Consider the following 20,643-nt stretch of genomic DNA (forward strand, 5'->3'; position numbering starts at 1 on the left):
GACGCGTTCAGGTTCGCGATGGCCTGCGGGATCGCGTCGGGGTCCTCGGTGAGCGCACCGAACATGTCGCCGGTGCCCGAGGTCAGCTGCTTGCCGACGTCGGGGTTGCGGGCGAACAGGTTGTTGACCTTGTCGATGGTCGCCGAGGTGCCGGTGATGAGCCCGGCCAGTTCGCTGCGCTTGTCGGCGATGGTCTGCGCGGTCTTCACCGATTCCGACAACGTCGTCATCAGATCCGGCGCGGACTGGTTGAGCGCGTGGAACGAGGCGGAGAAATCGTTCAGCGTGCCCTCCGGATTCGGCACCGCGGCCCGGACCTGGGTGAACCAGTTGTCGAGGCGCTCGACGGTGGAACCCGGGACCCGGCCGCTGCCGTCCAGTGCATAGGACAGCGTGCTCAGCACCCGGCCCAGCTGCATGGGGTCGATCTTGTTCAGGATCGTGCGGACCGTGGTGAGCGTGTCCTGCAGCGCGATGGTGCCCTGGCTGTGGTCCTCGGCGATCTGCGAACCGGCCTTCAGCGAGGCGTTGTCGGGACCGTTGTAGACCAGTTCGACGGAGGTGACGGCGAACAGGTTGCTGGGGACGACGCGGGCGGTGACATTTGCCGGGATATCGGAGATGTAGTCCGGCTTCATATTGATGTGCACCTGCTGCAGCTCGCCCTTGGCGGCCACCGACACTTCCTCGACCGCGCCGACCAGCACGCCGCGGAATTTCACGTCGGCCTGGGCGGGCAGCCCGTCACCGGTGGTGGTCAGGTTGGCGGTGACCTCCACCTTGGGGTTCAGGATGTAGCCCTTGTAGCGGGCCATCAGCAGGGTCAGCGCCGCGGCGATGACGACGATTCCGCAGACGCCCGCGATGAGCAGCTGCCGCATCGTCGGTCCGCGGCCACTCGGATCGATGATCATTTCTCGCCCCCTATCCCGAGATCCTGATGCCCGGGTTCACGCCCCAGATCGCCAGCGTCATGAACAGGTCGGCGAAGACGACCGCGATGATGCAGAGCTTGATCGCCCGGCCCGCGGCCACACCGACGCCCTCGGGACCGCCCGAGGCGAAGAAGCCGTAGTAGCACTGGATGAAGGTCGTGATCGCCACGAAGAGAATGGCTTTCAGCAGCGACCACAGCACGTCGTGCGGTACCAGGAATTGATAGAAGTAGTGCTGGAAGGTGCCCGACGCCGTGCCGCCGATGAATCCGACCGTGATGGAACACGACAGATAGGCGACCGGCAGCGCCAGGCAGTACAGGGGCACGATCGCGATCATCGCGGCGATCATCCGGGTGCTGACCAGATAGGGCAGCGGCCGGATCGCCTGCGACTCCAGCGCGTCGATCTCCTCGGCGATGCGCATCGAACCCAGCTGCGCGGTGAAGCGGCAGCCGGCCTGTGCGGCGAAGGCGAGGGTGGCGAGCATGGGCCCGAGCTCACGGGTGGTCGCGAAGGCGGAGATCGCACCGGTCAGCGGACTCAAGCCGAGCAGGTTCAGCGAGGTGTAACCCTGGATGGCGACGGTCATACCGCCGAAGGCACTGAGGATCAGGACGACGCCGATGGTGCCACCACCGACGATCAGACTGCCGTTACCCCAGGTGACGTCCGAGAGCAGCCGCCAGACTTCCTTCGGATAGTGCTTGAGCGCCAACGGCATCGAGCCGATCGAGCGCAGGAAGAAGAAGACCTGGTGACCGACCCGCGCGAGCCAGTCCCGCGGGGCGCCGGCGGAGCTGCGGATCCGCTGCAGAGGCCGCAGTAGCGGCGGAACATAAGTTGACGACACCGGCTCAAACCATCTGTGGGGGGAACAGGGCGTTGTAGATCTGCGTGATGATCAGATTCGTGCCGAACAGCATCAGGGCGGACAACACCACGGCGGTGTTGACCGAGTTGGCGACACCGCCCGGGCCGCCGCGGGTGTTCAGACCCGAATCACACGCGATGATCGCGGCCAGCAGGCCGAAGATCAGGGATTTGATCAACGCCACCAGCAAATCGCTGGTCACCGCGAACGACGCGAACGTGCCGATATAGGAGCCGGGGGTGCCGTTCTGGGCGAAGATGTTGAAGATGTAGCCGGTCAGGAAGCCGACGAAGATCACGAAGCCGCACAGCAGCACCGACACCAGCATGGCGGCGCCGAGCCGGGGAGCCACGAGCCGGCGCATCGGGTCGACGCCCATGACCTTCATGGCGTCGATTTCCTCGCGGATGGTGCGGGAGCCGAGGTCCGCGCAGATCGCCGAGCCGACGGCACCGGCGATCATCAGCGAGGTGACCAGCGGCGCGCCCTGCTGAATGATGCCCAGCCCGTTGGCCGCGCCGATGAACGAGGTGGCGCCGACCTGCTGCGCGACCGAACCCACCTGAATGGAGACGATGACGCCGATCGGAATTGCGACCAGCAGGGTGGGCGCGGCGGCGACACTGGCCATGAATGCGCACTGCCGGACGAATTCACCGAACGGGAAGCGACGACGGAAGATGGCGACGAACAGTTCCGCGACCGCGGAGAAGCCCATCGTGATCTGTCGACCGAAGGTCTCGAGGGACCGCTTGGGGTGATCCTGCCAGTACGCCTTCGTCCAGTCCGCCGCGGCACTCATTCTCGATGGTGAACTAATTGCCCCCGACCCGTCCGGACCGTTGGTGACTTGCACTGGCTACCCCTCTCGACGCCGGTTACCCGCCCCGACGACTGTTTCGCTTGAGGCACCTTACTACGGAGTTAGGAAAAACACAGCACAAAGTGTGGCTGTGGTCATAGACCCAGATCACGTTGGTTCCGGGCCTGTGATCGGGCCCACCAGACTGGTATCGATCACAATGGACGCGACCATTTCCTAGAACAGGTTCTAGTTTCCTGATCGAATGTCCAACTCGAGATCCGATACCCCTTTTATCGGATTGAAATTCTCGTTATTAAGATTTGCCCCGAATACTGACGAAAGCCTATAGCGAGTGCCCGCGAAACAGCGGTCGTCGTGAGCAGGTGTCGCATCTCGTCGGCCTCGTACGTGTCATCGCGCGGCCACGGCATCGATCCAGCAAACTGCATGGCCATACCGGGCGCACTCGAGCCCGAGAACTGCAAGGATGTAGTCCGACAAGGCTGATATCGTGCGGACTTCCGACGTCTGGAGGGAAATGTTCAACAAACTCGTCAGGGCGGCTCATGCCGCCTTCGCCGTAGCTCTGGGCGCGGCGCTGCTCGGGACGGGCGCGGGGGTCGCGCAAGCCGGTCCCGGATCGCCGGTGATCGGCGGCGGCTCCGGGATCATCATCGACAACCAGTTCGAGTGCACCGTCACGACGATCGGCCACGACGCCGGTGGCCGCCTGGTGGGCCTGACCGCCGGTCACTGCGGCGAGGCGGGTTCGGAGGTGTGGTCCGAACAGGACCGCGGCGCCGGCGTGATCGGGCATTTCGTCTATTCCAATCACGACCTGGACTACGCGGTCATCCAATTCGATCCGGGCCACGTCACTCCGGTCAATCGGGTCGGCAATGTGACGATCACCGGGATCGGGGCGCCGGCCCAGTTCCCCAGCATCATCTGCAAGGAAGGCCGGACCACCGGTAACACCTGCGGCCTGGCCTTCGGCGACGTCTTCCAGACCGACGAGACGTGGGCCGAGATGTGTGTCGTCGAGGGCGACTCCGGTGCCCCCGTCGTGATCGGCTCCACCCTGGTCGGCATGGTGAACGCCTACCTGGCGGTGGCCTGCTTCGGGCCCGAGGTGGGCACCAACATGTCGGCGATCGTCAACGACATGAACGCGCGCGGTGGCGTGGGGGCGGGCTACGCGCCGATCTGATCGGCGGCACGACAACCCTTGTAACGGGCGGCGATTCGGGTATCACATCCGAGTCGCCGCCCGTTTTCCGTGCCCGGGGCGGGGCCGGCCGCGCGGCGCGGATCGGGTCGGCCGCCGCGGGGTGCGGTTATGGTGAGGGCTGCCGGCCCGAAAGGAGCAATCCGTGAAGGTGACGAGCGCGATCACAGGTTGGGCCGTCGCGGCTGGGGCCGTAGTGTGCTGGGCCACCGGCACCGCATCGGCAACCACCGTGCACTGCGATGCCGACCGCAACCGCGATATCACGATCATCGCCGATACCACGGCATGCCGTGCGACGGGCGACAATTCCGGTCATGCCCGGTCGGCGGGGATCGACGGCGTCGGCTATGCCAAGGCAACCGCGGGTGCGATCGCCCTGGGCCTGGGCGCCGGCGGCGGGATCGGGGCCAGCGAGGGCGCGGCCGGGCTGCCGGTCGCGGTCGGGATGGGGCCCGACGCCTTCGCCTTCACCTCCCTCGCTCCGGAGCCCGCGCCCGGCCGGATCGGGCTCTCCTTCGCCATGAACGGTTCACAGGCACAGGTGGTTTCGGGTGAGCGCAGCACGGTCTGCCTCGGCTCGGCGGCGCTGGCCTGGGATTCGCGAACCGGTGCGGTCTGTCTCGCGACGCCGTTCGGGTTGTGGCAGGTCCCGGCGGCGCGCTGAGCACGGTTCCGGAGCTCACCTACCCTGGCAGGTAGACGTAACGACGCCGTGATGATGCGGCGGCAGGAGGTCGACACAGGTGGATTCGGCACGTTCGCGGCAAGCAGCCGAGGTGGAAGCGGCGCAGGTGGCGGGGGCCGCCGATATCGACGACGCACCGCAGATGGTCATCGACCCACGATTCGTGCCGGTCGTGCACCATTTCTTCCGGCTGTTCCCCCGGCCCAACCGGGGCGGCGGCGCATTCGCGGTCTTCCTGCACGGGCGGCCCGTCGTCGATGTGTGGGCGGGCTGGTCGGCGCCGGATCAGCGCTGGCAGTCCGACACGGTGGCCCTGAGCTTTTCCACCGGTAAGGGTGTGGTCACCACGGTGCTGCATCGAATCGCCGAACGCGGGCTGGTCGATTACGACGCTCCGGTGGCCGAATACTGGCCGGAATTCGCCGCGAACGGCAAACAGGACATCACCGTCCGCGAGGTGCTCTCCCATCGCGCGGGACTGCACAAGGTGCGCGGCCTGGCGACCGATGCCGACGGAATCCTCGACTACGACGCGATGATCGCGGCGCTGGCGGCCGCCGAACCGGATCCGCGGCGGTTACAGGGGTCGGGATACCACGCGGTGACCTTCGGCTGGCTGGTCGCCGAAATCGTGCAGCGGGCGACCGGCGAGCCGTTCACCGAGGTGCTGCGGCACGAGATCGCCGAACCGCTGCAGACCGAGGAATTCTGGTACCGGGTGCCCGAGTCCGAGCGGTACCGCATCGCCCGCACCTTCCCCCGGTTGCGTATTCCCGGACTGCGCTGGGATACCGCCTCGAAGGTGATCGCCCGCAGCCGCACGGTCGGCGCGATCGCCGAGGCCGGGATGCCGGCCGGCTTCGATGTCCTGGTCGGCGACGCGCGCGTGCACGACGCGGTGATGCCCGGCTTCAACGGAGTGTTCTCCGCTCGTGCCCTGGCCCGGATGTACGGCGCCCTGGCGAACGAAGGGCGGGTGCTGCTGCCGGACCGGACCTGGAGCGAACCGCTGCTGCGCCCGGAGACCATCGAGAACATCAATCATGTGCAGCGCAGCGAACATCGCGATTACGTCATCGGCGTACCGGTGCCGTTCACGCTGGGATACCACCGGCCGCCGATCGCCTCGCGGCGCCCGTTGCGCCGGGCGTTCGGCCATTACGGCGTGGGGGGATCCGGTGCGTTCGCCGATCCGGAATCGGGCATGTCGGTCGCATTCGTCACCAATCGCCTGGGTAATTCGCTGAACACGATCGGCGACGGGCGGCTGGCCCGATTGGCCGCGGAGGCCCGCGCGGCACTCGGCTGAGGGGGAGCGGACCGCATCGAACCCGGGACGTGGCTGCTTCGTGTGCTGGGTATGCGCGCAGCAACAGCAGGCCGGCATCGCACTCCGCAGATTTCCGGCGAACGGGCCGCACCCCGGCAACCGCGGTGGGTCGCGGCACACGCACTGGCGGCCGGAATCGATTTCGATCGGTACTTCCGGCTGCGCCGCGCGCACGACGGCGATCCGTTTCTGGTCCGCTTCCCGGGATTCGGTGCGGTATTGTTCACCGGGACACCGGATGGCACGAAGGAATTTCTCCGGTCGCCGATCGGAATTCTGCATCCGCCGCAACCGAATCCCATTGAACCGCTTATCGGTTCGGCATCATTGATTCTCGCTCGTGATCAGCGTCATCGCAGTGATCGCACGGTGCTGACGCCCGCATTTCATCGCGTCCGAATTGCGCAGTACGGCACGGTAATTCGGGACAGCACCCGCGACGAACTCGCCGGCGCCGGCGCCGGTCCCGCGTGGCTGCCGGGAACGGTGATCGATGCGCGAGCGGCGGCGCGGGCGCTGACGCTGCGGGTGATCCTGACGCTGATCTTCGGCGCCGACGATCCGGGCCGGCGCGACACCTATACCGCCGCGGTAGGCGAGTTCCTCACCGCCTTCACCGGACCGCTGATGCTCGTCCCCGCGTTGCGGCACAGCGCATTCGGCTTGTCGCCCTGGGACCGATTCATACGGGCGCGCACCCGGCTGGACGCACTGCTCGACGCCGATATCGCCGCACGGCGGGTGTCCGGCGCGCCCGGTGACGGTGCGCTGGGTGTGCTGTCGACCGCTCGCTACGAGGACGGCAGCGGGGTGAGCGATGCCGATCTGCGCGAACAACTGCGCACGCTGTTGGTGGCCGGTCACGAGACCACGGCCACGAGTCTGGTGTGGGCGCTGTTCCGGTTGCACCGCGACCCCGGCGCAGTGGCCCGGCTGCGCGCCGAAGTGAGTGCCGCGGGACCCGACGCCGATCCCGAGGAGCTGGCCGGTCTGCCGTATCTGAATGCGGTGTGCCAGGAGACTTTGCGACTGCATCCGCCGGTGCCGATCGTGCTGCGGCGGCTCACCGGACCGCACACGGTGTGCGGGGTGGAGTTGGCCGAGGGGGACACGATGGGGGTCGCGATCCCGCTCGTGCACTCCGATCCGGGCACCTGGGACGAGCCGGAGCGGTTCCGGCCGGAGCGGTTCCTCGACCGCCGGTACGGACCGTTCGAATACCTACCCTACGGCGGCGGCCATCGCCGCTGTCTCGGCGCCACCCTGGCCGACTACGAGTTGCGAATCGCGCTCGCCACCATCGTGAGTCGGGTCGAGTTGTCGCTGCTCCCGCGCTATCGTCATGGCCGAATTCCGCGCTCGGTACCGCACAACATCGCGACCGGTCCGCATCGCGGGATCCGCTTCACGGTAGAGGGAATCCGCCACCTCTGAAGTGATTTGCCTCACAATGAGGTTTGCTGGGTATCGATCCGGCTCTTGTCCACCTGCTCGGACCCCGAACCCGACTCGCCGATGCGAACGGGACTTTCACCCTGTCACCACTACGCCACTTACCCATGGTGACGGATCGCACAGGTGCGATGCGGACTTCATAACTGGCGGAACGCAATTGGCCGATGCCCGCGAGAGATGTAGTAATGGATGCGGGCCGGGGCCTGATAGACCTTTCGCGCACCCGCGCGCGAATATTCCTGTGCGCCGTGGCGCGCGATCTAGGTGGGAGAGGACGAAACGGCTGTGCGCACCACAACCTGTCGGAAGCCCGTTCGGGACGAGACCAGCGTGTCCAAGCGGACCGGCCTGTCAGCCCTCGCGGCGACCTCCTTGGCGGTGACCGCCGCCGGTGCCATCGCCATGGCGCCCGCCTCGGCAGCGCCGCTGTGGCCCGGTGGACCCGATGTCCCCGGCGCTCCCGCCGTCGTACAGGCGCCGCAGCCGGAACCCGGTGCGGCGCCGGTGAAGAACCCGCCGCCGCTGCCGCAGGCGAATTTCGCCGCGCCGAGCATCAGCCCCGGCGACGGCGATGTGGTCGGCGTCGCGCAGCCCATCATCATCAACTTCAAGGATCCGGTCGGCGACCATGCCGCGGCCGAGAAGGCCATCCGGATCACCTCCAGCAATGCCACCCACGGCCACTTCTACTGGCGCGGTGACAAGCAGGTCCGGTGGCGGCCGGAGGAGTTCTGGCCCGCCAACTCCGACATCACCGTCGAGGCCGGCGGCACCAAGGTCGCCTACAAGGTGGGCGACGCGGTCGTCACCACCGCCGACGACGCGACCCACACGATCACCATCACCCGCAACGGCGAGGTCATCAAGACCATGCCGACCTCGATGGGCAAGAAGGATCACGAAACCCCCAACGGCACTTACTACGTCGGGGAGAAGAACCGGAAGATGATCATGGACTCCTCGACCTACGGGGTCCCGATCACCGATCCGCAGGGCTACAAGCTCGAGGTCGAGTACGCGACCCGGCTGTCCAACAGCGGCATCTTCGTCCACGCCGCCCCGTGGTCGCTCGCCCAGCAGGGTGTGTCCGACTCCAGCCACGGCTGCCTGAACGTCAGCACCGAGGATGCCCAGTGGTTCTTCGAGAACGCGCAGAAGGGTGATCCCGTGGTGGTGACGAACTCCACCGGAAACCTCAGCGCCGGTGACGGTATGGGCGACTGGAGCTAGGCTCCTCCGCCGCTCCGCGTATTTCGCGGGCCGTGAGATGTGGTCGGCGGGGTGGCTTGCCGGGCTTTGCCGTGTTCGGGTGGTGACTGCGGGCTCGGGGTTTGGCGGAAATGGCGGCCCTCGCGGTGCCGGACTTCTAGGATCTGCTCATGGCCGGGGTGTCCGAGAATGATCATCCGACGCCCGGTCGAGAGTTCAGGGGTTCGGTGCCCGGGGTTCTCCGGGCGTTCGCTGGGGGCAGGCAGACTGCGGTGGTGCGGAGCCGGCCGGAGCGAGTATTGCCGCAGAACCGGGGACGGCGGCGGCCGTGGGGGGATTACGGGCTGTTCTTCGTGCTGGTCGTGCCGAATCTGGTGCTGCTCGGGCTGTTCGTCTACCGGCCGCTGATCGACAACATCCGGCTGTCGTTCACCGACTGGAATCTCGCCGAACCCTTCGCGCACTTCGTCGGAGTGCGCAACTACCGCGAGTGGTGGACGCGGGCGGACACCTGGCAGATCGTCGGCAATACCGTGATCTTCACCGTTTTCGCGGTCGGCGGCAGTATGGTGCTGGGTCTCGCGCTGGCCCTGCTGCTCGATCGGAAACTGTTCGGCCGCAATGTGGTTCGCTCGGTGATCTTCGCTCCGTTCGTGATCTCCGGCGCGGCGATCGGGGTGGCGTTCCAGTTCATCTTCGATCCGGGCTTCGGCCTGGTACAGGATCTGCTGCACCGCATCGGCATCTCGAATGTGCCGGATTTCTATCAGGATCCGCACTGGGCGCTGTTCATGGTGACGGTGACCTACATCTGGAAGAACCTGGGCTACACCTTCGTCATCTACCTGGCCGCGCTGCAGGGTGTCCAGCGAGAACTGCTGGAGGCGGCCGCGATCGACGGCGCCGGACGCTGGACCACCTTCACCCGGGTACTGCTGCCGCAGCTGCGGCCGACGACGTTCTTCCTGTCGATCACGGTCATGCTGAATTCGCTGCAGGTATTCGACATCATCAACGTGATGACGCGCGGCGGGCCACTGGGCACCGGTACGACGACCATGGTCTATCAGGTCTACCAGGAGAGCTTCCGTAATTTCCGCGCCGGATACGGTGCCACGGTCGCGACGATCATGTTCGTGGTGCTGCTGATCATCACCCTGGTCCAGGTGCGAGTGATGGATCGAGACGCATGACGAGCACGACGACAGCGCCCGCCTTCCGCAGCCGGCGGCGGAAACGCCTGTTGGCCACGCTTTTCGGCTACGCGGCGATGGTGTGCGTGCTGGTCGTCGTCGGGGTGCCGCTGTTCTGGATCCTGATCACCTCGTTCAAGGCGCGACCCGATATCTACACCCAGCCGGCGGTGTGGTGGCCGCGCAGTTGGCATCCGGAGAACTATCGCGAGGCCACGACCACGCTGCCGTTCTGGACCTTCCTGCGCAATTCGCTCATCGTCACCGCCGTCGTCTCGGCGGTCAAATTCGCGCTGGGCGTCTTCAGCGCCTACGGCCTCGTGTTCCTGCGCTTTCCGGGGAAGACACTGATCTTCCTCGCCGTCATCGCCGCGCTGATGGTGCCCAACCAGATCACCGTGATCTCCAACTACGCCCTGATCGCCCAGGTCGGTTGGCGCAACACGCTGCTGGGCATCATCGTGCCGCTGTGCGGCGTGGCATTCGGCACCTTCCTGATGCGCAACCACTTTCTGTCCCTGCCGGTATCGGTGATCGAGGCGGCGCGCATCGACGGTGCGAACTGGTGGCAGCTGCTGGTGCGGGTGGTACTGCCGATGTCCGGCCCGACGATGGTGGCGTTCGCGGTGGTCACGCTCGTCAACGAATGGAACGAATATCTGTGGCCCTTCCTGATGGCCGACGACTCCGGCGTCGCGACCCTGCCCGTCGGCTTGACGCTGCTGCAGAACACCGAAAATCCCAGCGTCACCAACTGGGGGCCGGTGATGGCCGGAACCGTGCTGACCATGCTGCCGATTCTGGTGGTGTTCGTACTGCTGCAGCGGCACATGATCAAGGGCCTCACCACCGGTGCCGTCAAAGGATGATTCGCTCGAGGAGAGTCCCGTGACCCGACCGCGCACACTGACCCGTCGCGGATTTCTCACCGCCACCTCGGCGGCCGCCGGACTGGCCCTGTCGGCGTGTGCGGGGATGGGTGGCAGCACCGGTGCCGGCGGCGATCCGAAGACGATCATCTTCTGGTCGAATCATCCGGGCACCTCGAAGAATCAGGAAACCGAGCTGATCAACCGGTTCCACGCGCAGCATCCCGATCTGACGGTGAAGCTGGTGGACGCCGGACGCAACTACGAAGAGGTGGCGCAGAAGTTCAATGCCGCGCTGACGGGGGGCGCGCTGCCGGATGTCGTCGTGCTCTCGGACGTCTGGTGGTTCAACTACGCGTTGAACAAAGCCATCGAACCGCTCGACGAGCACATCGCGGCCGCCGCAGTGCCGCTGGCGGACTACGTCGACAGCTTCGTCGACGACTACCGGTTCGCGGGAAGACTGTGGGCGCTGCCGTATGCGCGCTCGACTCAGATCTTCTGCTACAACCGCGGTCTGTGGGCGCGCGCCGGACTGCCCGACCGTGGCCCGCAGAGCTGGCAGGAATTCGACGAATGGGGACCCGAACTGCAACGTGCCATCGGCGCGGGGAAATGGGCGCACGGCTGGGGTGATGCCAAGAACTATCTGGCCTGGACATTCCAAGGACCGAACTGGACCTTCGGCGGCGCCTACTCGGATCGGTGGACACTGAAGTTCTCCGATCCCCGCACGGTCGAGGCGGGAAACTTCCTGCGCGACATGATCAATCGCAAACACTACGCCGCCATCCGCCCACAGCTGGCCGTGGACTTCGGCACCGGCGTGGTGGGCTCGGCCATCACCTCCACCGGCGATATCAAGGGCATCGTCGCCAACGCGGCGGGCAAACTCGACTTCGCCACGGCATTCCTGCCGCATCCGAACGGGCCCGGATGTACCACCGGCGGTGCGGGACTGGCGATTCCGTCGCGCATCTCCGATCAGCGCAAGGCCAACGCACTGCGCTTCATCGAATTCATTACGAATCCGGTGAACACCGCCTATTTTTCGCAGGCGACGGGCTACATCCCGGTGCGCAAATCGGCGGTCCACGATCCGTCGGAACAGCAATTCCTGGCCGCCAACCGCAATTTCGCGACCGCCGTCGACCAGCTGCCGCTGACTCGTTCGCAGGATTACGCCCGGGTGTTCCTGCCCGGCGCCGATCAGATCATCGGCACCGGGCTGGAACAGATCGGACTGCAGAACCGGGAGGTGACGTCAGCCTTCGCCGACATCACCGATCGGCTGCAGACCATCTACGACCGGCAGATCGAACCGAAACTGCCGCGGTAGCTACCAGATCCGCACGCGCTCGGAGGGTTCCAGGTACAACGCGTCACCCGGTTCGACACCGAACGCCTCGTGGAATCCGTCCAGATTGCGAACCACACCGTTGCACCGGAACTCCGGCGGAGAATGCGGGTCGACGGCCAGCCGGCGGAGCGCCTCCTCGTCGCGAGCCTTCGTCCGCCACACCTGCGCCCAGCCGAAGAACACTCGCTGCAACCCGGTCAGCCCATCGATCACCGGGGGCTCCGCGCCGCCGAGAGAGATCTTGTAGGCCTCCAACGCGATCGAGAGCCCACCGAGGTCGCCGATATTCTCGCCGATGGTGAATTCGCCGTTGACGGTGTGGCCGGGCAGCGCCTTCGGTTCGAACTGGTTGTACTGGTCGATCAACGCCTTGGTGCGCTTACCGAATTCGGACCGATCGGTTTCGGTCCACCAGTCGACCATATTGCCGTCGCCGTCGTATTTGCTGCCCTGATCGTCGAAGCCGTGGCCGATCTCGTGCCCGATCACCGCACCGATACCGCCGTAGTTGGCGGCGTCGTCGGCGTTCGTGTCGAAGAACGGCGGTTGCAGAATCGCCGCCGGGAACACGATCTCGTTCATGCCCGGGTTGTAGTAGGCGTTCACCGTCTGCGGCGTCATGAACCATTCGCCGCGGTCGACCGGGCCACCGAGCTTGTTCATATCGCGGTCGTGGTCGGCGGCGTAGCCACTGCGGTAGTTGCCGACCGGATCGGTGGGATCGACGCGGACCGCGGAATAGTCGCGCCAGGTGTCGGGGTAGCCGATCTTGGGGGTGAACCGCTCGAGCTTGGCGAGCGCGGCCTCGCGGGTCTCCGGGCTCATCCACTCCAGCTCGCTGATGTTGCGGCGGTAGGCCTCGATCAGATTCGCCACCAGCTCCTGCATCCGCTGTTTGGCCTCGGGCGGGAAGTGTTCGGCGACATAGATTTTCGCGACCGCTTCGCCGAGCAGATCCTGCACCAGCGAGACGCCGCGCTTCCAGCGCTCACGATTCTCCTGGGCGCCGGTGAGGGTGCGGCCGTAGAAGTCGAAACTCTCCTCGACGATCGCGGCGGTCAGATACGGCGCGCGTGCCCGCAGCACCCGCCAGCTCGCCCACGCCTGCCAGTCCTCGAGCGGCTCCGCGGCCCACAGCTGTGCGAAGGTACGCGCGTAATCCGGCTGGCGCACAATGACTTCGGCGAACAATTCGGTTCCGGAGGCAGAGACCCCCGCGGCCAGTTCCTCGGTCCACGCGGTCCAGTCGAATTCCGGATTCGCGGCGGCGAGGTCGGCGAAAGTGGTGAGATTGTAGCTCAATTCGGCGTCGCGGCGGCGCACCACGTCCCAATGTCCCGCGGCCAGTTTGCGTTCCAGCTCGAAGACGCGCTGCGGATCGTACTCGAGCGCGGCCAGCTGGAACATGCGCCGGATGTGCTCGACGTATTTGGTGCGGATCTCGGCGTAATCGTCGTTGCGGTAATACGATTCGTCCGGCAGCCCCAGCCCGGACTGGGTCAGATTGACCAGATAGCGCTGGGAATTCTTGTCGTCGGTATCGACGTAGGCGCCGACGGCCCCGCCCACACCGGTGCGCTGCAGCCGGCCCAGCAGCACGGCAAGTCCACGGCGATCCTGCACCTCGCGCACCGCCGCCAGTTCCGCGGCGATCGGGGTGAGCGCGGCGGCCTCCACCGCTTCCTCGTCCATGAAGCTGTTGTAGAGGTCGGCGATCTTGCGCGCCTCCTCCTCGTCCGGCACCGAGGCCACCGTTCCGGCCGCCAAGTCCTGGATGATCTTCTTGACGTCCAGTTCGGCCTGATCGTAGAGGGTGCGGAACGCACCGTCGACCGCGCGATCGGCGGGGATGTCGTAGGTGTCCAGCCATTTGCCGTTGACGTGCGCGAACAGGTCGTCCTGCACCCGCACAGCGTCGTCGCGATAGGTCAGATCGATGCCCGAGGGAGTCGTCACGTCGAAAGTCACGACCTCCAGTATGCCGACGACGGCGTCGCGCCGCCGCCGCATTCAGCCCTGAGCAGCAGTCGCCGCCGGGATGCGGTCGAATTCGCCGTCCCGGGCGCCGGCCAGAAATGCCCGCCACTCGCCGGGAGTGAACGACAGTGCGGTGGCGTCGTGAACCAGAACCGTGCCACCGTCCGCCGCGGGGCGAACGTGCAGGTCACCCTCGCTGTCACCGTGCAGGAGCCGGCGCAGGAAAGCCATCCAGGCGGGCGCGTCGACGGTGATGATCGGCTCGAGCTCGGGTCTGTTCGCGGGATCGCGGCGGTATTTGCTGTCGCGGATCAGCACCGCGTCACCGTCGAAACGGACCTCGACGCACTGGTTGCCGTTGTTGGTGCGCGTGGAGGTGAACCAGGGTGTGACCTCCGGCCGATACCTCGCGGGGGTGGGCATGGGCGGGAGTTTACACGGCTGCGTATTTCTCGATCAGCGCCAATGATTCTGTGCGAGTGAGGGATTGATCGAGTGCTCGCACGAATGCGAACGCCAGATCGTGCACCTGGTCGGGATTGTCGACCGGCGCGCCGAAGACCGCGCTCTCGGCCCAGCCGAAGGTCGGCAGATACTCGGAGGCGAAGTCCAGCAGATGAAAGCTCGCCCCGCCGAGGATCGCGCCGTCGGGAGCCGCGAACGGGATGACCCGGATGTCCACGTTCGGCCTGGTGCGCAACAGCCCGGCCAGATACTCCAACTGCGCACCCAACACGTCCTGGCCGCCGACCCGCTGCACGAGCGTGGCCTCGCCGACCACCGCGGTGAGTGCGACGGGATCGTCTCCGTGCAAGCGCTTGCGGCGCCGCATCCGCATCGCGACCAGCTGTTCGACCTGCGTCGGGCGGACCATCACATCGGCGGCGATCAACGCCCGCGCATACGCTTCGGTTTGCAGCAGACCCGGGATCACGAGGCTGTCGTAGCTGCGAATACTGTCCGCGCCGTATTCCATCCCGTAGTAGCGCTGCAGTTCCGGGCCGATCAGAGCCGAGCGGGTCCACCAGCCGCGCTCTTTCCCGGCGGCCAGCAGGGCGAGCAATTCCGCGCGTTCCCGCGCGCCGACCGCGAGCAGATCCAGCACCGGGCCGATCGTGTTGCCGGTCAGCACCCGGCGGCCCTTCTCGACATGCGACCAATTCGCCGGGGTGAACCCCACCGCACGGGCGAAGCCGGCCGAGTCGAAGCCGCGTTGTTCGCGGAGTTCGCGCAGGCGACGGACCAATTCCCACCGGGCGACCACTGGCGAGGTAGGGGCCATGCGGGCAGATGTTACGCCGGCCGCCGCGACACGCGGGTGACTATTGTCATTTCAACTGTACGGCGATACGGTCTGCGTATCGGTGGCACTGCACTCGACGACGAGACGAGGTTCGCCATGAGCACGCGCGACCCGATGGCCGGCGCGATCGAACCGAATATCACCACCATCACCACCGCGCCGCGCGCAGTCACTCAGGAAGCGCTGGTCCGCTGTCGTCGCTACCGCAAGGAGAACGGGCTCTACGGCATCGTCGAACCGGTCCGAGGTCGCATCCTGTTGGAAATAGGCCCGGTCGGCGCGATCACCGTGCCGGCCGCCCTCGGAGCTCCGATTCGCGAATACCTCAGCGTGCGCGGACATCGCGGGCCGATCATCGGGCATCCGCGGTCGGCACGCTGGACCTTCCTGACCGGACATGTCGACGAATCGGCCACCGACGCCGCGATCGCGTCCGATATGTTCCATCGCTGCGCCGCACTGGTCACCCCGGGCACCACCATCGTGCTGCCCTCACCGGCCGACGAACGCACCGGCTACCGGGTGTGGATCGATTCGCCGCACGGCGACTACCGGCCGGAACTGGCCGAGGTGCTCACCGCAACCCGCCAGTGCCGGCCGGACCCGTACTGACCCGCGGCGATCAGGAGGTCGGCCGCGGACTCAGGGTCACGCTGTACTTGTTCTCCAACGTCTGATTCCAATCACGTTGGCACTGGTCGATCTTCGACTGATCGCCGTTGGCCTTGTTCACACAGTCGAGGAAATCCTTACCGCCGTTGTTGACGAAGAAGTTGACCCCGATCGCGGCGATCACGATCCCGGCGATCAGGCCGAGCAGGCCCAGAACGAGACCGGCCATCGCCATCCCGCCCCCGGCCGCGGTGCCGCGCCGCGCTTTGACCGTCGCGATGATGCCGAAGATCAGGGCGACCAGGCCGAACAGGATTCCGCCCAGCACCGTCCAGCAGGTCAGCACGGCGATGATGCCGAGGACCAGCGCCGTGATGGCCAGCCCCTTGCCCTTCGGCTGCTCCCATGTGCCCTGTCCCGGCGGACCGGGATAGCCGCCCGGGGGCGGCGGGGGATAGCCACCCGGATACTGTCCGGGCTGCTGGCCGTACTGGCCGGGTTGTTGTGCGTACTGGCCCGGTTGCTGGGGATATTCGCCCGAGTGGCCGGGGTACTCGCCGGAACGGCCGGGATACTCGCCCGAACGTCCGGGTTCGCCGCCCGACTGCGGATACGGTTCCGGCGGGGGGTAGTTCCCGGGCGGTGGATTCTCGGTCATCGCTGTCCTCTCCTCTAACGCACGGGCCCTCGACGGCCGCGTCTGCCGACTCTATTGGCCGCCGAGACGTGCGTGCATTTCCCACACCAGGACCTCCGCCGGAACCTCGGCGACGATGCGCTGCCCGCCACTGCGGGTCATCCGCACCGCATCGCCCTCGTAGAGGGTTCCGACACCCTCCATCTCGACCTCGCCGCGGGCGACGAAGACATGCAGGTAGGGCGCCTCGGGCAGGGTGATCACCTGCCCCGCAGCGGCTCCCGCCGCACCGGGCATACGCCCGACGTGCAGGGCGGAATGGCTGCTGCTGATCGCTATCGCGGTGCGATCGCGATAGCGCGGCATACCCGTGGCGACCGTGATCAGGCCACCGCGGTCCAGTTCGTCGTCGATTTCCAGTTGCTGATATCCGGGAGTAATTCCCGGCTCGTCCGGTACTACCCACATCTGCACGAAATGAACCGCTTCGGAATGCGGCGACGTGCCGCCCTGTTCGGGCGGAAGCCGCCACGAATCATTCTTTTCCGAATGCAGAATTCCGGTTCCCGCGCTCATTCGTTGCGCCAATCCGGGATAGATGACACCGGCATGTCCGAGCGAATCCTGATGCACCAGAGAACCGTTGAGAACCCAGGTGACAATTTCCATATCGCGATGCGGATGAGTGTCGAATCCCTCGCCCGGCAACACGATGTCCTCGTTGTTCACCAGCAGCAGCCCGTGATGGGTGTTCTCCGGATCGTAATGCTCGCCGAACGAGAACGAATGCTTCGAATCCAGCCATGCCACACGGGTTTTCATGCGATCGCCGGCGCGATGAACATCGATGTGTGGTGTCGTGAGTGTGGACAACGGGGGTCCTCCTCTCGAGCTGCTGTCGAGGCCGCCGGGTAGATTCTACCGTGGCTGTGCACCGGCCCCGCACATTGATCCGGAGGTGAACCGAAATGCGACCCGACGCTGCGCGGCGGGCCGCGGTGGCCGCCGCCGTCCGCCGGCCCGGAATGCCGCGGCTGGCGCTGATCCGGTTCTCCGGACAGTTCGGCGACGGAATGTTTCAAGCAGCGCTGTCGGGTGCGATTCTGTTCAATCCCGAACGTGCCACCGATCCGCTGGCCATCGCGGGCGGGTTCGCGGTACTGCTGCTGCCGTATTCGGTGATCGGACCGTATGCCGGCGCGATGCTGGACCGCTGGGACCGCCGGATGGTGCTGCTGATCGCCAACGTGCTGCGGGCGGTATTGATCGTGGTGACCGCGGTCGGGCTGTGGGCCGGAATCCGCGATACGCCGCTGTTGCTGCTGGCGCTCGCGGTGGTCGGGATCAGCCGATTCGTCCTGGCCGGAATCTCGGCGTCGCTGCCGCGGGTGCTGGAACAGCGCTGGCTGGTGCCGATGAATTCGGTGCTGGCCACGGTGGCATCGGGCTGCGCCGGAGCCGGCGCCGCAGCCGCGGTGGCGATCATCGGCGCGGTAGGCGCGGGCGATGTCGCGGGTGCGGTGGCGGTGGCGGCCAGCGCCTGCGGGTCGGTGATCTCGGCGGTGGCCGCGATCGGCTTCGCGCGACATCAGCTCGGGCCCGAACACCGAATCGGTGCCTCCGGTCGCGGTGCCACCGCCGAGTCCGTGCGCGCCGTGCTGACCGGTCTGCGCACCGGCGCCCGCGCGGTCGCCGAATCGCGGGATTGCACCACCGCGATGATCGGCGTCGGCACCCACCGCATCGTCTTCGGCGCCAACACCCTGCTCATGGTGCTGGTCCTGCGCCGCCCCGACGAATCCGGCATGTCGGCGAGTTCGGGACTGGTCGGCTTCGGCGTCGCGATCACCGCGGTCGCCGCGGGCATGCTGGCCGCCGCGGTACTGACGCCGCTGCTGATTCCGCGGCTCGGGCGTCCGCGCACGGTGGTCGCCGGACTGTCGGCGGCGCTGCTGGTGCAGGCGACACTGGTCCCGCCGATCACCGTCGCCACCGGTGCGGCCGAACATCGGGCCCATCAACTGCTGCTGGTGGGCGCGTTCCTGCTCGGCATGGCCGGGCAGATGGTGAAACTGACCGGGGACGCCACCCTGCAGATCGATGTCGACGACGCTCGGCGCGGGCAGGTATTCGCCCTGCAGGACACGATTTTCAACATCACGTTCGTCGCCGCCGTCGCCGTGACCGCCCTGGTCATTCCCGCCGACGGCCGTTCCCTCGGCGTGGTGGCGGCCGGCGCCGGCCTGTACGCGCTGGGGATCGCGGCGATCGCGGTCAACAGCCGCCGGCGCACGCCACGCGGTTCCTCCGGACGTTCGGAGACGCATCCCGGCTGATCGGTTAGATTGTTAGCCGCTGTGCTCGGTCCCAGCTGATGCGGTGACTGACAGTGCATGTCACCAGCGGTGCGAGTGGTAGTCGAGGAGTGCGGTGTTCGGGAACAACGCGACGGGGCGAGCTGCTGCCGACGGATCGGTGGCGACGCGCGGCTCCGCCTCCATCGGAAAGCGCTGCGCCTCGGCGATTTTCACGCCCGCGGTCACCGGATTGCTGGTGTTCGGCACGCTCGCACCCGTCCCCGCGTCGGCCGAACTCGCCCCGTGGGCGCCACCACCGAAGAATGCCTGCGGCGAAACGGGATTCGATCCGCTCGCCCGCCAGCCCGATCCGAATGCGCCTGCGCCGCCCATTCTTCCGCCGAGAATCGACATCCCGGTGCCGGTACCGGAGATCGTGCCGGTGCCCGTACCGGGCCCGCGCCCGGACAACACCCGGATCGTCCCGCAACCCCTGCCCGCGGACCCGTGCCGCAACCCCTGCCCGGACATTCGCGATACGCCGAAACCACCGCCGGCGGAAGATCCTTCCGCGCCGGGCGAATCCGCACCCGACTCCGGTTCGGCATCCGGCTCCGGTTCGGCACCCGGCTCGAACAGTGGCTCCGGCACAGGGTCCGGCACCGGCTCGGGATCGAATTCCGGGCCGTTCAATCTGCCGAACATCAATATCAATCCGGAACCCGAACCGATTCCGATCCCCATTCCCGGGGGCGAACCGCCGGCACCGGAGACCCCGCCGACGCCGGTGCGGCCGTCGACCGACCCGGGCGCGGTCGCGGCGGCACCCGCGCCGCGCACGGTCGAGAACGTGAAGCTGGTCAATCAGGTGACCGGCCACGGCTCGGTCAACCGCACCGATATGCGCTGGCAGGTCGACGGCACCGATCTCGGCATCATGTGGGAGACCGAACCGGGCAAGGTCGCGGTGGTATTCGGCGACACGTTCGGCAAGGGCTGGGAGTACGGCCAGGTCGGCGGGCCGGACTGGCGATCGAATGTGCTCGGCTTCAGCTCCGAACGGGACCTGTCCAAGGGCCTGATCATCGACGACATGGTGCAGGACAGCCGCTGCCACGCCGCCGAACTGCTGAACAGCCGCAAGATCAAGAACTTCGAGACCACGGTGATTCCCACCTCCGGATTCGCTCTCGGCGAGCGGCAGTACATGAGCTACATGTCGGTCAATCGCTGGAGCAGGATCCCGGGGATGTGGTGGACCAACAACGGCGGTCTGGCCTACTCCGACGACGGCGGCAGTACCTGGGTCAAGGATCAGTACGCCAAGTGGGACAACATGTTCGGCATCGATCGCTTCCAGGTCGCGACGATGGTGCCGCACGGCGACTACGTCTACATGTTCGGCACGCCCAACGGCCGCATCGGCATGATCGGCCTGGCGCGGGTGCCGAAGAAGGATGTGCTGAACAAGTCCGCGTATCAGTACTGGGTCGACGGGACCTGGGCCCCCGCACAGGAGAATCGCGCCACGCCGCTGCTGCCCGGCATCGCGGGCGAGCTGTCGGTGCGCTTCGACGAGGCGAGCCGGCAGTGGCAGATGGTGTACCTGGACCCGGCTCGGCACGCGATCGTGCTGCGCACCGCGGCCGAACCGCAGGGAGCCTGGACCGACGGCACCGTGCTGGCCGATACGAACGACTACCCGAAGGCCTACGGCGGTTTCATCCATCCCTGGTCGACGGGTAAGGACCTCTACTTCACGATGTCGGCCTGGGACAGTTACAACGTCTACCTCATGCACGCGACGCTGAACGACCCCACCGCACCGGAACCTGCCGATCCCTAGCCCGCGCGCGGGAATGTCATCGACA

19 protein-coding genes are annotated in these 20,643 nt (G+C 66.6%); 11 read left to right on the plus strand and 8 right to left on the minus strand.

Annotated features, from left to right (window positions below; genetic code table 11):
* From ON23_RS27555 to ON23_RS27565, 3 genes are all read right to left on the minus strand, one after another.
* A partial coding sequence (locus ON23_RS27555) for an MlaD family protein (RefSeq protein WP_039781791.1) occupies positions 1-914 on the minus strand: 914 nt, incomplete at its 3' end.
* Positions 915-924: 10 nt separating this feature from the next.
* A complete protein-coding gene (locus ON23_RS27560; RefSeq protein WP_030514081.1) occupies positions 925-1,788 on the minus strand; it encodes an ABC transporter permease in 864 nt (287 codons plus the stop codon).
* A 4-nt stretch (positions 1,789-1,792) separates the two neighbouring features.
* Positions 1,793-2,611 (minus strand): MlaE family ABC transporter permease, encoded by an 819-nt coding sequence (locus ON23_RS27565; RefSeq protein ID WP_030514080.1) that lies wholly within the window; start codon positions 2,609-2,611, stop codon positions 1,793-1,795.
* Positions 2,612-3,152: 541 nt separating this feature from the next.
* On the opposite strand from ON23_RS27565, the gene ON23_RS27570 reads away from it, so the two are divergent.
* The 8 genes from ON23_RS27570 to ON23_RS27605 all read left to right on the plus strand — a co-directional run bounded on the left by ON23_RS27570 (position 3,153) and on the right by ON23_RS27605 (position 11,925).
* Positions 3,153-3,824, plus strand: a complete 672-nt coding sequence (locus ON23_RS27570) for a chymotrypsin family serine protease (RefSeq protein ID WP_039781793.1) — start codon at positions 3,153-3,155, stop codon at positions 3,822-3,824.
* A 163-nt stretch (positions 3,825-3,987) separates the two neighbouring features.
* A complete protein-coding gene (locus tag ON23_RS27575; RefSeq protein ID WP_039781794.1) occupies positions 3,988-4,509 on the plus strand; it encodes a DUF6764 family protein in 522 nt (173 codons plus the stop codon).
* A 163-nt stretch (positions 4,510-4,672) separates the two neighbouring features.
* Positions 4,673-5,839, plus strand: a complete 1,167-nt coding sequence (locus tag ON23_RS27580; protein ID WP_051043467.1) for a serine hydrolase domain-containing protein — start codon at positions 4,673-4,675, stop codon at positions 5,837-5,839.
* A 51-nt stretch (positions 5,840-5,890) separates the two neighbouring features.
* Positions 5,891-7,294 carry a cytochrome P450 gene (locus ON23_RS27585; RefSeq protein WP_083904269.1) on the plus strand — a complete coding sequence of 468 codons (1,404 nt, stop codon included), beginning with the start codon at positions 5,891-5,893 and terminating at the stop codon, positions 7,292-7,294.
* Between the two features lie 423 nt (positions 7,295-7,717).
* Entirely contained in the window at positions 7,718-8,545 is an 828-nt protein-coding gene (locus ON23_RS27590) for a L,D-transpeptidase (protein ID WP_083904270.1), read from the plus strand.
* 206 nt (positions 8,546-8,751) lie between these two features.
* Positions 8,752-9,717 (plus strand): carbohydrate ABC transporter permease, encoded by a 966-nt coding sequence (locus ON23_RS27595; RefSeq protein ID WP_373282259.1) that lies wholly within the window; start codon positions 8,752-8,754, stop codon positions 9,715-9,717.
* Positions 9,714-10,586, plus strand: coding sequence for a carbohydrate ABC transporter permease (locus tag ON23_RS27600; RefSeq protein ID WP_039781796.1), 873 nt, complete (start codon positions 9,714-9,716; stop codon positions 10,584-10,586). Before ON23_RS27595 ends, ON23_RS27600 begins: the two co-directional genes overlap by 4 nt.
* A gap of 19 nt (positions 10,587-10,605) precedes the next feature.
* Positions 10,606-11,925: an ABC transporter substrate-binding protein gene (locus ON23_RS27605; protein ID WP_245556145.1), complete on the plus strand. Its 1,320-nt coding sequence runs from the start codon at positions 10,606-10,608 to the stop codon at positions 11,923-11,925.
* Here ON23_RS27605 and ON23_RS27610 read toward each other — a convergent pair whose 3' ends face one another.
* Genes ON23_RS27610 through ON23_RS27620 form a run of 3 tightly spaced genes read right to left on the minus strand, consistent with a single transcriptional unit; the run spans position 11,926 to position 15,205 of the window.
* Positions 11,926-13,956 carry a M13 family metallopeptidase gene (locus tag ON23_RS27610; protein ID WP_167331901.1) on the minus strand — a complete coding sequence of 677 codons (2,031 nt, stop codon included), beginning with the start codon at positions 13,954-13,956 and terminating at the stop codon, positions 11,926-11,928.
* Positions 13,957-14,346: a DUF397 domain-containing protein gene (locus ON23_RS27615; RefSeq protein ID WP_039781797.1), complete on the minus strand. Its 390-nt coding sequence runs from the start codon at positions 14,344-14,346 to the stop codon at positions 13,957-13,959.
* A gap of 10 nt (positions 14,347-14,356) precedes the next feature.
* Complete coding sequence (locus ON23_RS27620) at positions 14,357-15,205, minus strand: DUF5753 domain-containing protein (RefSeq protein ID WP_039781798.1); 849 nt, start codon at positions 15,203-15,205, stop codon at positions 14,357-14,359.
* 117 nt (positions 15,206-15,322) lie between these two features.
* Between ON23_RS27620 and ON23_RS27625 the strand changes: the two genes are divergently transcribed.
* Positions 15,323-15,838: a hypothetical protein gene (locus tag ON23_RS27625; RefSeq protein ID WP_039781799.1), complete on the plus strand. Its 516-nt coding sequence runs from the start codon at positions 15,323-15,325 to the stop codon at positions 15,836-15,838.
* Between the two features lie 10 nt (positions 15,839-15,848).
* Here ON23_RS27625 and ON23_RS37555 read toward each other — a convergent pair whose 3' ends face one another.
* Complete coding sequence (locus ON23_RS37555) at positions 15,849-16,496, minus strand: DUF4870 domain-containing protein (RefSeq protein ID WP_086006993.1); 648 nt, start codon at positions 16,494-16,496, stop codon at positions 15,849-15,851.
* Positions 16,497-16,547: 51 nt separating this feature from the next.
* The gene (locus tag ON23_RS27635; protein WP_039781800.1) at positions 16,548-17,348 is read right to left on the minus strand and encodes a pirin family protein; all 801 of its coding nucleotides are present in this window, start codon (positions 17,346-17,348) and stop codon (positions 16,548-16,550) included.
* Positions 17,349-17,443: 95 nt separating this feature from the next.
* On the opposite strand from ON23_RS27635, the gene ON23_RS27640 reads away from it, so the two are divergent.
* Both ON23_RS27640 and ON23_RS27645 read left to right on the plus strand, forming a co-directional pair.
* Entirely contained in the window at positions 17,444-18,811 is a 1,368-nt protein-coding gene (locus tag ON23_RS27640) for an MFS transporter (protein WP_051043466.1), read from the plus strand.
* 187 nt (positions 18,812-18,998) lie between these two features.
* On the plus strand, positions 18,999-20,618 hold the full coding sequence (locus tag ON23_RS27645) for a DUF4185 domain-containing protein (protein WP_083904273.1): 1,620 nt from the start codon (positions 18,999-19,001) through the stop codon (positions 20,616-20,618).
* Positions 20,619-20,643 lie beyond the last annotated feature (25 nt).

This window comes from Nocardia cerradoensis NBRC 101014 (assembly GCF_000308535.1).
GTDB lineage: Bacteria > Actinomycetota > Actinomycetes > Mycobacteriales > Mycobacteriaceae > Nocardia > Nocardia cerradoensis.